Genomic DNA, 14014 nt, shown 5'->3' with positions numbered 1-14014 from the left:
CGCAGGGCTTGCAGGGTGCCGCTGGCCACCTTACCGCAGCGAGATGACCGGCCAGCCATGGGCGAGCGCATGCGCGCGCAGCCTGTCGTCGGGGTCGACGGCGACCGGGTCGGTGACGCGCGCCATCAGCGGCAGGTCGTTGTGCGAGTCGCTGTAGAACCACGAGCGCGAGAAGCTGCCGTGATACAGGCCGATCGACTCGAGCCAGCTGTCGACACGCTCGATCTTGCCCGCCTTGAACGCCGGAGTGCCGCGCGGCTTGCCGGTAAAAGCGCCGTGTTCCTGCGCCGGAATCGTCGCGATGAGATGGGGAATGCCGAATTCGCGCACGATCGGGCCGGTGACGAAGCTGTTCGTCGCCGTGACGACCGCGACCAGCGCGCCGCGGTCGAGCTGTTCGCGCACCAGCCGGCGGGCCTTGTCGGTGATCATCGGTGCGACGGCCGTCGCCATGAATTCGCGGTGCCATGCGTCGAGCTGCGCGCGCGGATGGCGCGCGAGCGGAGCGAGCTGGAAGTCGAGGAACTCGAAGATGTCGAGCGTGCCGGCCTTGTATTGCTCGTAGAAGCCGATGTTCTTCGCTTCCTGCACTTCTCGGTCGAGCACGCCCTTGGCGATGAGAAACTGCGCCCACGCGAAGTCGGAGTCGCCATCGAGCAGCGTGTTGTCGAGGTCGAAGAGTACGAGGTCCAAGCTGGTTTCCTTGAATGGGGTCCGGGGTCCGGACGGTCGGGGGCAGCAGGCGTGCCCGGCGCGGCGCGAGGATGCGGGCTCATATGTCGAGACCGGCCTGGATCATCTCGCGCAGCAGCGGCAGGGTGACCGCGCGCTTGCGTTCGAGCGACGCGGTGTCGAGCGCGTCGAGCACCGCGAGCAGGCTCGGCAGGTCGCGGCGGCCGTGGCGCAGCAGGAAATCGGTTACTTCGTCGGCGAGCGGCAGGCCGCGCCGCTCGGCGAGCGTGCGCAGGATCGCCGCGCGCGCTTCATCGTCGAGCGGGCGGACTTCATAGACCAGACACTGGCCGACGCGGGTGCGCAGATCCTCGCGCACCGCGAGCTGCCGCGGCGCGGTCGCGCCGGCCAGGAGCAGCGTCTGGCCGTTGCCGCGCGCGCGGTTGAACGCGTTGAACAGCGCGACCTGCGCGGCTGCGTCGAGTGCGTCGAGGTCGTCGACCGCGAGCAGCGCGCCGCCGGTCTGCGGCAATTCGTCCCCCGCTTCGGCGGCCGGGACGTAGAGGGCCGGGCGGCCCGCCGCGCGCGCCCCGGCGACTGCCGCACGCAACAGATGGCTGCGACCGCTGCCCGCGGGGCCCCAAAGATACAGGTGGGCGGCGTGCGCTCCGATTGCGTCGAGCGCGGCGACCAGTTCGTCGTTGCTGCCGACGACAAAGTTGTCGAGCGTCGGCGGCGCATCGGGGCGGATGTCGAGCACGAGCTGCTTCACTTGCCGATCTCCTCGATGCGCGATTCGGTGTCGCCCTGGTAGAGGCGGCTCGCGACCCACGCGGTACGCAGTTCGCGCAAGCCGACGAGGATCGCCGCGCTCGCCGGCAGCGCGACGAGCACGCCGACGAAGCCGAACAGCTGGCCGAACGCCATCAACGCGAAGATCACTGCAACCGGATGCAGGCCGATGCGCTCGCCGACGAGGTAGGGCGTCAGCACGAAGCTCTCGATCGCCTGCCCGAGGCTGTACACGATCGCGACGCCGATCAGCGGCGACCAGCCGTCGGCCTGCAGCAGCGCAGTGAGGATCGCGAGGATCAGGCCGCCGCCGAAGCCGATGTAGGGGATGAAAACGAGCAGGCCGGTGATGACGCCGACCGGCAACGCGAACTTCAGCCCGGCGAGCCACAGCCCGACGCTGTAGAACACTGCGAGCAGCAGCATCACCGAGAGCTGGCCGCGCAGGAACTGCGACAGCACCGAATCAATGTCGTTGAAGATGCGCAGCGTGCGCGGCAGCATCGGGCGCGGAATGATGGCCTGCACGTTCGCGACCAGCTGCGGCCAGTCTTGCAGCAGGTAGAACATCACGACCGGGATCAGCAGCACGAGCGCCGCGAGGCCGACCAGCGCGCTGCCGCCCTGGCGCAGGTGGCCGAGGATGACCGGCACGAGGTCCTGCGCGGTGCTCCAGTTCTCGGTGATCCACGTGCGCACGAACGCCGCATCGAGCTGCACGTCGATGCCGAAGCGCTCCATCAGTTGCGGTGCGACGCGGGAATTGAGCAGCTCGATTAGGTCCGGCAGGCGGCCGACGAGCGCGATCGCCTCGCGATAGATCATCGGCGCGAGGATCAGCAGCAGCAGCAGCATCATCGCGCCCAGGCCGAGGATCACCAGCAGCACCGCGAGCGGCCGCGGAATGCGGCGCCGGACCATCCAGTTCACCGCCGGGTCGCAAATGTACGCGAACACCGCCGCGATCACGAACGGCGCGAGGATCGGCCCCAGCGCGTAGAGCAGCGCGACGAGCGCAAGCGCAACGCCGGCCCACACGGCGGATTGCAGACGGTCGGCGCGGGATTGGGTCATTTCGAGTAAAATTGCGAGCCTGGCGCGGGTGCCCGGCAAATGCCGGAGTGACCCGCGAAACCCGTAAATGTAGCCACTTGGTGTTGCGGCCTCAAGTTTCCCGCTCGCCGGGTCCGGCCGAACCCCCGCTTCCGCCCGCTAGAGGAACCCACTTGAGCTCCCCGAAACCTTCGCTTTCCTACCGCGACGCCGGTGTCGATATCGATGCCGGCGACGCGCTCGTCGACCGCATCAAGCCGCTCGCCAAACGCACCATGCGCCCCGAAGTGCTCGGTGGCATCGGCGGCTTCGGCGCGCTGTTCGAGTTGTCGAAAAAGTACCGCGAGCCGGTGCTGGTGTCGGGCACCGACGGCGTCGGCACCAAGCTGAAGCTCGCGTTCCAGCTCAACAAGCATGACACCGTCGGCCAGGATCTGGTCGCAATGAGCGTCAACGACATCCTCGTGCAGGGCGCCGAGCCCTTGTTCTTCCTCGATTACTTCGCCTGCGGCAAGCTCGATGTCGAGACCGCGGCAGCGGTCGTCGGCGGCATCGCGCGCGGCTGCGAGCTGTCCGGCTGCGCGCTGATCGGCGGCGAGACCGCCGAGATGCCCGGCATGTACCCGGACGGCGAATACGATCTGGCCGGCTTCGCGGTCGGCGCGGTCGAGAAGTCCGAGATCATCGACGGCTCGAAGATCGTCCCCGGCGACCTCGTGCTCGGCCTCGCGTCGAGCGGCGCGCATTCGAACGGTTACTCGCTGATCCGCAAGATCCTCGACCTTGCCAAGCCGGACCTCGACGCCGACTTCCACGGCCGTCCGCTGCGCGACGTGATCCTCGAACCGACGCGCCTGTACGTGAAGCCGATGCTCGGCCTAATGCAGTCGATCCCCGGCGTCGTCAAGGGCATGGCGCACATCACCGGCGGCGGCCTGCTCGAGAACGTGCCGCGCATCCTCGGCCCCGACCTGGCCGCGCGCCTCGACGCGTCGTCGTGGACGCTGCCGCCGCTGTTCCAATGGCTCCGTGACGCCGGCAACGTCGACGCGCAGGAAATGTATCGCGTCTTCAACTGCGGCGTCGGCATGGTCGTCATCGTGTCGGCCGCGCAGGCCGACGCGGCAGTGCAGAACCTCGAGGCCGCGGGCGAGACTGTCTATCGGCTCGGCCGGATCGAGTCGCGGTCCGAAGGCGCGGCGCAGACGACAGTCGGCTGAGGCCGGCCGCAATGCCCGCCTCACGGCGCTTGATCGTCGTTCTCAGCCTCGTCGGCCTCGCCGCGCTTGCGGGCTATGCGTACTACGCGAACCGCACGCCGGCCACCCCACAGCCGGTGGGCGCGGCGCCCGCGGCACAACGGGGCAATGGCGGCGCAGCCGGCGCTGCGGCCAAGGCGGACCCGGTTGGCGTCGAGACCGTCACGGTGACGTCCGAAACCGTCGCCGACGACGTCACCGCGGTCGGCACGCTGCGCTCGAACGAATCGGTCGTGCTGCGGCCCGAAGTCGCCGGCCGCATCGCCGCGATCCGCTTCCGCGAAGGCGGGCCGGTACGGCGCGGCGAAGTGCTGGTCGAACTCGACGCAGCGGTGCAGCAGGCCGAAGTGCAGCAGGCGAAGGCGAACCTCGCGCTCGCCGAGGCCAATTACGGCCGCACCGACGATCTCTTCAAGCGCAAGTTCCTCAGCCACACCGCGCGCGACGAAGCCGCTTCGCAGCTCGAAGTCGCGCGCGCGAACATGGCGCTCGCGCAGGCGCACCTCGAACGCACGCGCATCCGCGCGCCGTTCGCCGGCGTCGTCGGGATTCGCAACGTCAGCGTCGGCGACTACGTCAAGGAAGGCGACGACCTGGTCAATCTCGAGGACATCGCGACGCTGAAAGTCGATTTCCGCCTGCCGGAAAACTATCTCGCGCGCGTGCGCCCCGGGCAGACGCTCGAACTCACCTCCGACGCGATTCCCGGTCAGCGCTTCGAAGCGCGGGTCGCCGCGATCGACCCGCTCGTCGACGAACAGGGACGCTCGGTCGTGATGCGCGCGACGCTGCCGAACGAAGGCCTGCGGCTGCGCCCGGGGATGTTCGCGCGCGTGCGGCTGATCCTGCAGCAGCGCGCCGACGTCGCGATCCTCCCCGAGGAGGCGCTGGTGTCGGCGCCCGGCAACGTGCAGTTCGTCTATCGCGTCGTCGACGGCAAGGCGCAGCGCGTCGAGGTGTCGACCGGGGTGCGGCGCGGCACGCGCGTCGAAGTCGTGCGTGGCCTGCAGGCCGGCGACGTCGTCGTGACGGCGGGCCAGCTCAAGCTGCGCGACGGGGCGCCGGTGCGCGTAGTGCGCGCGGACGGGGCCGGCGAGGCGCCTTCGGCAGGTGCTGCCGGCGGAGCCGGTTGACCGGAGGCGCACGAGATGATCCTGTCCGAGATCTGCATCAAGCGCCCGGTGTTCGCGACGGTGCTGTCGCTGCTGGTGCTGCTCGTCGGGCTGATGTCGTATTCGCGCCTGACGGTGCGTGAATACCCGAACATCGACGAGCCGGTCGTGACTGTGGACACGACCTACACCGGCGCGAGCGCCGAGATCGTCGAATCGCAGGTCACGAAACCGCTCGAGGATTCGCTCGCAGGCATCGAAGGCGTCGACGTGATCCAGTCGATCAGCCGCCAGGAGCGCAGCCAGATCACGATCCGCTTCCGCATCGAGCGCGACGCCGACAGCGCCGCGGCCGACGTGCGCGACCGGGTGTCGCGCGCGCGCCGCCAGCTGCCGGACGACATCGACGAGCCGGTGATCGCGAAAGTCGAAGCCGACGCGAGCCCGATCATCTGGATCGCCTTCTCGTCGGATCGCCACTCGTCGCTCGAACTGAGCGACATCGCCAGCCGCATCGTCAAGCCGCGGCTGCAGACGCTCTCCGGCGCCGCCGACGCGCGCGTGTTCGGCGAGCGCCGCTATTCGATGCGCATCTGGCTTGATCGCGACCGGCTCGCGGCGTTCAAGCTCACGCCACAGGACGTCGAGGACGCGATCCGGCGCCAGAACGTCGAGCTGCCGGCCGGGCGCATCGAGAGCCGCGAGCGCGAATTCGCCGTCGTCGCGCAGACCGATCTCGACGAGCCGCAGGAGTTCGAGGCGATCGTCGTGCGCGAACCCGGGACGGCGGACGGGCGCCCGGTGCGCATCCGCGACATCGGCCGCGTCGAAGTCGCCGCGCAGAGCGAGCGCACGCTGGTGCGTTTCATGGGCAAGCCGGCAGTGTCGCTCGGCCTGATCAAGCAGTCGGTCGCGAACCCGCTCGACCTCAAACGCGGGCTCGTCGAGATGATGCCGGTGCTCGAAGCCGAGCTGCCCGAAGGCATGACGATGAGCATCGCGAACGACACGACCGTGTTCATCGAACGCTCGATCGCGTCGGTATTCACGACGATCTGGGAAGCAGTGCTGCTGGTCGCGGTGATCTGCTTCTTCTTCCTGCGCAACTGGCGTGCGATGCTGGTGCCGCTGGTGACGATCCCGGTGTCGCTCGTCGGCGCGTTCACGCTGATGCTGGTGTTCGGCTTCTCGATCAACACGCTGACCTTGCTCGCGCTGGTGCTCGCGATCGGCCTCGTCGTCGACGACGCGATCGTCGTGCTCGAGAACATCTACCGGCATGTCGAGGAAGGCATGGAGCCCGTCCAGGCGGCATTCCGCGGCGCGCGCGAGATCGGCTTCGCTGTCGTCGCGATGACGATCACGCTCGCCGCGGTGTATGCGCCGGTCGCGTTCATGACCGGGCGCACCGGCAAGCTCTTCACCGAGTTCGCGCTGACGCTCGCCGGCGCGGTGATCGTGTCGGGTTTCGTCGCGCTGACGCTGTCGCCGATGATGTGCTCGAAGCTGCTGCGCCACGAACAGCGGCACGGCCGTTTCTACAACGCGATCGAGGGGTTCCTCGGCCGCCTGACGAACGGCTACCGTCGTGCGCTGATCTTTGCGTTGCAACTGCGCTGGGCCGTGGTGCTCGCGTTCGTCGTCGTCGCCGGCTTGTCGCTGGTGCTGCTCAAGACGTTGAAGACGGAACTTGCGCCGGTCGAGGACCGCGGCCGCGTCGTCGGCATCTTTTCCGGGCCGGAAGGCGCGACGATCGACTTCATGGGCCGCTATGCCGAACAGGTCGAGGCGATCTTTGCTCAGACGCCGGAAGTCGACCGCTACCTCGTCATCTCCGGCAACCCGACGGTGTCCCAGGGGATCTCGTTCGCCGGTTTCACCGACTGGGCCGAGCGCGAGCGCAACGCCGCCGAGATCGCCGGCGAGCTGCGGCCGAAGCTCTCGGCGGTGCCGGGGCTGCTCGCGTTCCCGGTGCTGCCGGCGGCGTTCGGGCAGAGTTCGCGCTCGCGTCCGGTCAGCTTCGTCATCACGACGTCGGAGTCGTACGACGAACTCGCGCGCCACACCGAGCGGATGCTCGACGAGCTGCGCGCCCATCCGGGTTTCGTGTCGCCGGACACCGACCTGAAGCTGACGAAGCCGGAACTTGCGGTCGACGTCGACCGCGACCGCGCCGCCGACCTCGGCATTCCCGTCGACGTGATCGGCCGCACGCTCGAGACGATGCTCGGCGGGCGGCAGGTCACGCGCTACAAGAAGGACGCGGAACAGTACGACGTGATCGTGCAGGTCGAGGCGGCAAGCCGCACCATTGCCCGCGACATCCGCGAGATCTACGTGCGCGGCAAAAGCGGCGAGATGGTACCGCTCGCGAACCTCGTGCAGGTGCGCGAGACGGTCAGCCCGCGCGAGCTCAACCACTTCGGCCAGCGGCGTTCGGTGACCATTTCGGCGAACCTCGCGCCGGATTTTGCGCTCGGCGAGGCGCTGGCATTTCTCGAACAGACGGCCGCGCGCGTGCTGCCGGCCGGCTACGCGATCGACTACGACGGCCAGTCGCGCGAGTTCAAGACCAGCTCGGCGAGCCTCGCGCTGACTTTCGTGCTCGCGCTGGCGTTCATCTACCTCGTGCTCGCGGCGCAGTTCGAGAGCTTCCGCGACCCGTTCATCATCATGCTGACGGTGCCGCTGTCGATGACCGGTGCGCTCGCGGCGCTGTATTTCACCGGCGGCACGCTGAACGTGTATAGCCAGATCGGGCTCGTCACGCTGGTCGGGCTGATCACGAAGCACGGCATCCTGATCGTCGAGTTCGCGAACCAGCTGCGCGACGAGGGCGCGGCGCTGACGGAGGCGGTCATCGACGCGTCGGTGCTGCGGCTGCGGCCGATCCTGATGACGACCGGGGCGATGGTACTCGGCTCGATCCCGCTCGCGCTCGCGACCGGCGCCGGCGCCGAGAGCCGCCAGCAGATCGGCTGGGTCATCGTCGGCGGCCTGCTGCTCGGCACGGTGTTCACGCTGTTCGTCGTGCCGACCGTGTATACGCTCCTCGCGCGCCGCAAGCGCACCCGCATCGAGGCCGAACAGCCGGTCGCGGCGACAGAATAAGTGCTGCATTCGCCGCCGCAGCAAATCCTTTCGCGGCCGCGTTCGGCTCTCGCCGCGTGGCTGATGATGGCGCTGGTGCTGCTGTCGCTCGCGCATGGCGCGCGCACCGGCCTTCCGGCCTGGCCCGCCGGCCTCGCCGCGTGGGGAGCGGCAATCGCGCTGTGGCCTCGCCTCGACCACAAGCAGCACCGCTTCGCGATCATCCTTTCCGGGCTCGGCGCCGTCGCGCTCGCAGTGGCGCTGTGGCGTGGCCACAGCCCTTCGTGGAGCGGCCTGCTGACGAAGAACACGCCGCTGCTCGGCATGCTCGCCGCAGTGAGCTTCCTGCAGCTCGTCGGCATGGGAGGCGGCGATGACCGGCCCCTTCCGCGCGGGCGACGCGCGTTGTGGCAGACGATGGCCGGCGTACATGTTTTCGGCGCCGTCATCAACATGTCGGTGATTTTCATCGTCGCCGAGCGGCTTGCGCAGGCCGGGCGGCTGTCGCCGCGACAGGCCGCCGCGATCGCGCGTCCGTTCATGCTCGCGGCGCTGTGGTCACCGTTCTTCGGCGCCATGGCGGTCGCACTGACGTATGCGCCCCAGGCGCGCCTCGCCGACGTCGCGCTCGCCGGCGCTCCGTTGGCGGCAGTGCTGGTGTGGGTCGCCGGACGGACGCTGCCGCCGGCAGCAGCAGGCGAGGATCCCGACTTCGTCGGCTTTCCGATGCGCCCGTCGGCGCTGTGGCTGCCGCTTGCGCTGACCGGCCTCGTGAGCGCCGCTCATTTCCTGCTGCCCGCGTGGTCGTCGCTCGCGATCATCAGCGGCGCGGCGCTGGCGATCAGCGTGGCGGCGGTGTTCGTCCGCAGCGGGCCGGGCGACGGCGTCGAGCGCATCATCGATCACGCCCACCGCCGCCTCCCGGCGATGTCCGGCGAGCTGATGCTGTTCCTCGCCGCCGGCGTGTTGGCGACCGGCCTGCAGGCGCTGATGCAGACCGATTCCGGCTGGCTGCCGTTCGAGCGGTTCGGCGCGCTGCAGGCGGCGGTCGTGCTCGGGCTGATGATCGCGCTGTCGGCGATCGGCGTGCACGCGGTGGTGACGATCGTCATCGCGTCGGCGTGGCTCGCGCCGCTCGCGCCCGACCCGCTGCTGCTCGCGCTGATGTTCCTGATGAGCTGGGGCATCGGCCTCGCGCTCAATCCGATGTCCGGCGTGCATCTGTCGCTGCAAGGGCGCTTCGCGCTGTCAGCGCTCGGGCTCGCGCGGGCGAACCTGCGCTACTGCGTCGCGGCGTATGCGCTCGCGGTCGTGTGGCTGTTCGGCGTCGCGCTAGTGCGCGGCATTCTGTGAGCCGGCGAGCAGGCGCGCGGCGGCTGCGCCGACGGCATCGGCCAGCAGGCGTAGGGCCGACGAGCCGAAGGCGTTATCCAACATATGCGCCGGGCCGGGGATGAATTTTTCAGAGTCGACTAAATAATTATTTAGTAACTGCAAAATAGGATAATAAATGCTAAAGCGATACATTACAGAACTGCAAAAACGTTTTTCTAAAAACCACTTCAACCGGAATGCCGTACTACGAACCGAGCTATTTGATCCTCAGTACTATTTAGAGGCATATCCAGATATAAGAAATGCGGGGATAGATCCATTAACTCATTTTATTGATCACGGCGCATGGGAAGGGCGTAACCCGTGCCGATATTTCGACATGTCATACTATCTCGATCAGTATCCGGAGTTGGCGAAAAACCGTTCTCATCCACTTGCTGACTACATTAGATACTCTGTCAAGAAATGCCGTAAGCCAAATGCATTCTTCAATGCCGATTTTTACTTAAATTTTTACCCAGAAATAAAAAAATCGGGACAGTCACCGCTTGAACATTTCATCTCTCAGCTTCGTTCCGCGTCAATCTCTGTAAACACAATAATTAATCATGCGACCGGAAACTCTGAATATAACATAGTAGCCAAAAAACTTATAGAAGAAATTCTCTACACGTATAGAACGTACCTATTCAGAGAGCCTACTTCGCACGAAATATTGTCTTGCATAAATAATTTTTACAAAAAGCTGCCTAGCTTCGATTTGCGTGTCAAGACTGTTAACGAAAATGACATTCGTAAGCACCTAAACATAAGGCCATTCAATTTGGAAATGGATATTGTTAATGTATGCAATATCAAATGTATAATGTGCCATTTTAGTAGCAGTGAAGCAGGAACAATAAAGAAGAAAGAAATTTCAGTAGAGGATTTTCATAGAGTAGCGAAGCAAATATTCCCTCTTTGCGCCGAAATGTCTCTTTCGTTTGGCGCCGAGCCATTGTTACACAAGAAATTAGGTGAATTACTTGATATTATTCGCGATTACTCCATACCAACTGTCCGTATGTATACGAATGGTTTGTTGCTTCACGACAAGATAATCGAGACGTTGATTCAGAGCAAGCTAGATCAAATTTGTATATCTCTTGATGGGGCCACAAAAGAAACGTATGAGTACATTAGGAGCGGAGCGAAGTTTGATACGCTTATTTCCAATATCAAGAAATTAAACGACGCGAAAGAGCGACATGGTTCATTGAAGCCATACATCGGCCTTACTGTCGTAATAATGCGCTCTAATATTGAAGAACTTCCTCAAATTATTCGACTTGCAAGTAAACTGAAAGCGCAGGCCGTGGGTGTGGTGCATGTAGTTCCGCAATCAGCTGCTAAAATGGATTGGGAAATGGAGTCCTTGGAGTTGCATAAGGAGCTATGTAATAAAATGCTTGATGAGGCGAAAGCATTGGCTGACGAGTACGGAATTGCCACTTTTTTCCCTGAAAAATTCCATACAGTGAGAGGCCTAGACACAATTGAGGGCATGAACAAACACTCTGCTCATACTAGCATTAAAAGCATGACCCTTGAGTTTTCTAACAATGACGAAACAACCCTTAAACCGTCGTGCTTATTTCCTTGGCACTTTGTAGGTTTGCAGCCAAATGGTCATTTGATTCCTTGCGGTTGGTGGTTCAATGAGAGTTCTTTTGGAAATGTGCTGAATGAGTCTTTTGAGGCAATATGGCTGGGGCAGAATTATATTAATTTACGCAGTGAGATTATGAATAATTCATTAAGAGAAACATGTCGCACGTGCCCGGCGGCGGGCATGGGGAAGGTTGATGATGTCAGTGCTTTTCAGGTGAAGTAAGCAAGAAGAGGAACATCCGGGGCAAAACGCCGAGACATGTCTTGCAACGCAACATCGGTCCTTCCCGGATTGTTCGTTATGGTCGCCGTGTGGGCGAGGCTGATGATCTGTCGGCAAGTGCGGCGGCGAGCAGAGCGAAGATCGACAGGCGGCGGGCAATGGATGCGGTGTTCCAGCCTACGCTCATGGGCTGCGGGGCGTGAGGTGGTCCGGGTTGCTATGAACCGTCGAGCAGGCGGTGTACGGTGACGGCGACGCGGTTCGACAGGTCTGCGCGCAGGCAGTCGATCTCGACGAGCCCGGGCCAGCTGTCGCGGAACTGCCGTTGCCACGTGAGTTGGCGCTTGGCGAGCTGGCGCGTCGCGGCGATGCCCTTGAAGCGCATCGTGGCGTAATCGTCGCGGCCGTCGAGATATTCCCACACCTGCCGGTAGCCGACGCACCGCATCGACGGCAGCGCCGCCTCGAGTGTGTAGCGCGCGCGCAGCGCACGCACCTCGTCGACGAGGCCGGCCGCGAGCATCTGGTCGAAGCGCTGCTCGATGCGCGCATGCAGCACCGCGCGGTCCGACGGCACGAGCGCGATCGGCAGCATGCGGAACGGCAGCGCTGCGGCCTCGCGCCGGGCGTAGCTCTCGGCAAGCGGGCGTCCGGTCAAGCGCACGATCTCGAGCGCGCGCTGGATGCGCTGCGCGTCGGCCGGGTCTAGCCGCGCGGCGGCGTCCGGATCGAGCTGTGCGAGTTGCGCATGCAGTGCCGGCCAGCCGAGGCGCGCCGCGGCGGCGTCGATGTCGGCGCGCAGGTCGGCGTCGGCGGCGGGCAGGTCGGACAGCCCGTCGCGCAGCGCCTTGAAGTACAGCATCGTGCCGCCGGCGAGCAGCGGGATGCGCCCGCGCGCGTGGATCTCGCCGATCAGCCGCAGCGCGTCGCGACGAAAGTGCGCCGCCGAGTAGCTTTCTTCGGGCGACACGAGGTCGATCAGGTGGTGCGGGCAGGTGGCGCGTTCCGCTGCGGTCGGCTTCGCGGTGCCGATGTCCATGTCGCGATAGACGAGGGCCGAATCGACACTGACGATCTCGATCGGCAGCACGCGCGCCAGTGCCAGTGCGGAGGCGGTCTTGCCGCTGGCGGTGGGGCCGAGCAGGAGGAGGGCGGAGGGCTGCATCGGGGGTTGGGCGGTGGCAGGAGCGGTGGCGGAGAATCCGGGAAGGAATTGTAGCGGCGAAGCGCGACCGGCGTCCCGCGCGCGCCGCGGCGTCACCGCAGGCCACGCGAAGGGACGAGATTGGCGCAAAGCGTTGGGCGCCGATCGCCATGCTGGCGCACGAGAAAAAACGTAAAATGCCAAAGGCATGACAACCCGGAGGCTTGCGCCCGATGAACCCGTTCTCGCTGTCGATTTCCCGTTTTCGCCGCATCGGCCGAATGTGCCGAGAAAGCAGCTTCCGGTCACAGGTCCTTGCCACGCTTCTTTCCGCCCTGCTGCTCGCGTTGCCGCTGCCCGCGCCCGCCGATACGGCAAGCGGGCCTGCCGCGACGCTCGCGATGGTGTATCGCGACGACGTCGATCCGGCAGCGTACTGGGTCAGCGAAAAGCTCGACGGCGTGAGGGCACTGTGGGACGGGCGGACGTTGCGCTTTCGCAGCGGGCAGCCGATCGCGGCGCCGCGATGGTTTCTCGACGGCTTGCCGCGCGAGGCGCTCGACGGCGAGTTGTGGATCGGCCGGCGCAGCTTCGAGCAGCTGTCAGGCGTCGTGCGCAAGCAGCAACCGGTCGACGACGAATGGCGGCAGGTGCGCTACATGGTGTTCGAGATGCCGGAAGCCCCCGGCAGCTTCACCGAGCGCATCGCCAGGATCAGGGCGGTCACGGCGGGCGGGCCGCCGTGGCTGGGGGCGGTGGAGCAGTTCCGCGTCGCCGCCGCCGCAGCGCTGCGGCGGCGCTTCGAGCGTGTTGTCGCGGCCGGCGGTGAAGGCTTGATGCTGCATCGCGCCGATGCGCAGTGGGTTGCCGGGCGCAGCGACGTGCTGCTGAAGCTGACGCCCTGGCTGGACGCCGAAGCGCGCGTCGTGGCGCATCGGCCCGGCAAGGGCCGGCTCCAGGGCATGCTCGGGGCGCTCGAAGTCGAAACGCCCGAGGGACGCCGCTTTCGCATCGGCAGCGGATTCTCCGACGCGCAACGGCGCGCCCCGCCCGCAATCGGCACGAGCGTGACCTACCGTTACCGCGAGCTCACCGCGAAAGGCCTGCCGCGTTTTCCCCGTTACCTGCGCGTGCGCGAACTGCCGTGATTCGCCGGGTGCAATAACCGCTGATCGCATCAATCGCCTTCGCTGCACAGTTGCTGTGGGTGAAGGCGGTGCTGACGCATGCCGAGTACGACAAAGGAGAGTGGAAATGAGCGTGACGGATGTAATCGAGTCGTGGGCCGCCGTGAGTGATGCGCTCGGCCTGGGGGCGCCGGTCCGCGACGAGTCGCACTATGAGGCGTTGCTGGCGTTCGTCGCCGAGGCGTTCGAGCGCTTCGGCGGCAATGAATCACATCCGGTTTTCGGGCTGGTATCGATCGTCGCGGACCGCATCCGCGAGTACGAAGAGCGCGCACATCCGTGGCCGCCGATGGCACCGCATGAATTCCTGCGCCAACTGATGGCAGAGCGCGGCATTCGCCAGTCCGATCTGCCGGAAGTGGGCTCTCAGTCGGTTGTGTCGGAAGTGCTGTCCGGAAAGCGATCCCTCAACCTGCGCCAGGTGAAGGCGTTGTCGGAGCGGTTTCATCTGCCGATGGAGGCGTTCGTGGAGTAAAAAACCCGCGTGGGGCGGGCTG

General features: G+C 65.3%; 13 protein-coding genes. 8 read left to right on the top strand and 5 right to left on the bottom strand.

All coding sequences use genetic code 11. From position 1 onward, the window contains the following. Window positions 1-30: 30 nt before the first annotated feature. The 3 genes from GO606_RS16340 to GO606_RS16330 all read right to left on the bottom strand — a co-directional run bounded on the left by GO606_RS16340 (window position 31) and on the right by GO606_RS16330 (window position 2538). Complete coding sequence (locus GO606_RS16340; protein WP_169119772.1) at window positions 31-693, bottom strand: histidinol-phosphatase; 663 nt, start codon at window positions 691-693, stop codon at window positions 31-33. A gap of 79 nt (window positions 694-772) precedes the next feature. After that, window positions 773-1444: a DnaA regulatory inactivator Hda gene (hda, locus tag GO606_RS16335; RefSeq protein WP_169119773.1), complete on the bottom strand. Its 672-nt coding sequence runs from the start codon at window positions 1442-1444 to the stop codon at window positions 773-775. Next, window positions 1441-2538, bottom strand: a complete 1098-nt coding sequence (locus GO606_RS16330; protein ID WP_169119774.1) for an AI-2E family transporter — start codon at window positions 2536-2538, stop codon at window positions 1441-1443. Before GO606_RS16330 ends, hda begins: the two co-directional genes overlap by 4 nt. A gap of 152 nt (window positions 2539-2690) precedes the next feature. Here GO606_RS16330 and purM point away from each other — a divergent pair, with 152 nt between their 5' ends. Genes purM through GO606_RS16310 form a run of 4 tightly spaced genes read left to right on the top strand, consistent with a single transcriptional unit; the run spans window position 2691 to window position 9331 of the window. Continuing rightward, window positions 2691-3737: a phosphoribosylformylglycinamidine cyclo-ligase gene (gene purM / locus GO606_RS16325; RefSeq protein WP_169119775.1), complete on the top strand. Its 1047-nt coding sequence runs from the start codon at window positions 2691-2693 to the stop codon at window positions 3735-3737. Window positions 3738-3748: 11 nt separating this feature from the next. After that, entirely contained in the window at window positions 3749-4909 is a 1161-nt protein-coding gene (locus tag GO606_RS16320; protein ID WP_169119776.1) for an efflux RND transporter periplasmic adaptor subunit, read from the top strand. 15 nt (window positions 4910-4924) lie between these two features. After that, window positions 4925-7999, top strand: a complete 3075-nt coding sequence (locus GO606_RS16315; RefSeq protein WP_169119777.1) for an efflux RND transporter permease subunit — start codon at window positions 4925-4927, stop codon at window positions 7997-7999. After that, entirely contained in the window at window positions 8000-9331 is a 1332-nt protein-coding gene (locus tag GO606_RS16310) for a hypothetical protein (RefSeq protein ID WP_169119778.1), read from the top strand. It begins immediately after the preceding gene. Here the strand turns inward: GO606_RS16310 and GO606_RS16305 are convergent. After that, a complete protein-coding gene (locus GO606_RS16305) occupies window positions 9311-9505 on the bottom strand; it encodes a hypothetical protein (RefSeq protein WP_169119779.1) in 195 nt (64 codons plus the stop codon). The two genes, GO606_RS16310 and GO606_RS16305, sit on opposite strands and share 21 nt — an antisense overlap. Here GO606_RS16305 and GO606_RS16300 point away from each other — a divergent pair. After that, complete coding sequence (locus tag GO606_RS16300) at window positions 9489-11186, top strand: radical SAM protein (protein ID WP_169119780.1); 1698 nt, start codon at window positions 9489-9491, stop codon at window positions 11184-11186. The genes GO606_RS16305 and GO606_RS16300 overlap by 17 nt on opposite strands. Before the next feature lie 217 nt (window positions 11187-11403). Here GO606_RS16300 and miaA read toward each other — a convergent pair whose 3' ends face one another. Continuing rightward, window positions 11404-12351 carry a tRNA (adenosine(37)-N6)-dimethylallyltransferase MiaA gene (miaA, locus tag GO606_RS16295; RefSeq protein ID WP_169119781.1) on the bottom strand — a complete coding sequence of 316 codons (948 nt, stop codon included), beginning with the start codon at window positions 12349-12351 and terminating at the stop codon, window positions 11404-11406. A 212-nt stretch (window positions 12352-12563) separates the two neighbouring features. Here miaA and GO606_RS16290 point away from each other — a divergent pair, with 212 nt between their 5' ends. The 3 genes from GO606_RS16290 to GO606_RS16285 are packed head-to-tail and all read left to right on the top strand — an operon-like array spanning window position 12564 to window position 13992. Beyond that, complete coding sequence (locus GO606_RS16290; RefSeq protein WP_211166547.1) at window positions 12564-13478, top strand: DNA ligase; 915 nt, start codon at window positions 12564-12566, stop codon at window positions 13476-13478. Between the two features lie 20 nt (window positions 13479-13498). Continuing rightward, window positions 13499-13588, top strand: a complete 90-nt coding sequence (locus GO606_RS22185; RefSeq protein WP_169117768.1) for a type II toxin-antitoxin system HigB family toxin — start codon at window positions 13499-13501, stop codon at window positions 13586-13588. Further along, complete coding sequence (locus GO606_RS16285) at window positions 13585-13992, top strand: helix-turn-helix domain-containing protein (RefSeq protein WP_169117763.1); 408 nt, start codon at window positions 13585-13587, stop codon at window positions 13990-13992. Before GO606_RS22185 ends, GO606_RS16285 begins: the two co-directional genes overlap by 4 nt. Window positions 13993-14014 lie beyond the last annotated feature (22 nt).

Source organism: Aromatoleum anaerobium (assembly GCF_012910705.2).
Classification (GTDB): domain Bacteria; phylum Pseudomonadota; class Gammaproteobacteria; order Burkholderiales; family Rhodocyclaceae; genus Aromatoleum; species Aromatoleum anaerobium.
Note: the sequence above shows the minus strand (reverse complement) of the source record. Positions and strands in the feature narration are given on the sequence as shown.

Coding starts and splice junctions, on each gene's coding strand:
- GO606_RS16315 (WP_169119777.1), top strand. CDS start 4,925: ATGATCCTGTCCGAGATCTGCATCAAGCGCCCGGTGTTCGCGACGGTG.
- GO606_RS16320 (WP_169119776.1), top strand. CDS start 3,749: ATGCCCGCCTCACGGCGCTTGATCGTCGTTCTCAGCCTCGTCGGCCTC.
- GO606_RS16300 (WP_169119780.1), top strand. CDS start 9,489: ATGCTAAAGCGATACATTACAGAACTGCAAAAACGTTTTTCTAAAAAC.
- GO606_RS16330 (WP_169119774.1), bottom strand. CDS start 2,538: ATGACCCAATCCCGCGCCGACCGTCTGCAATCCGCCGTGTGGGCCGGC.
- GO606_RS16290 (WP_211166547.1), top strand. CDS start 12,564: ATGAACCCGTTCTCGCTGTCGATTTCCCGTTTTCGCCGCATCGGCCGA.
- miaA (WP_169119781.1), bottom strand. CDS start 12,351: ATGCAGCCCTCCGCCCTCCTCCTGCTCGGCCCCACCGCCAGCGGCAAG.
- GO606_RS16285 (WP_169117763.1), top strand. CDS start 13,585: ATGAGCGTGACGGATGTAATCGAGTCGTGGGCCGCCGTGAGTGATGCG.
- GO606_RS16305 (WP_169119779.1), bottom strand. CDS start 9,505: ATGTATCGCTTTAGCATTTATTATCCTATTTTGCAGTTACTAAATAAT.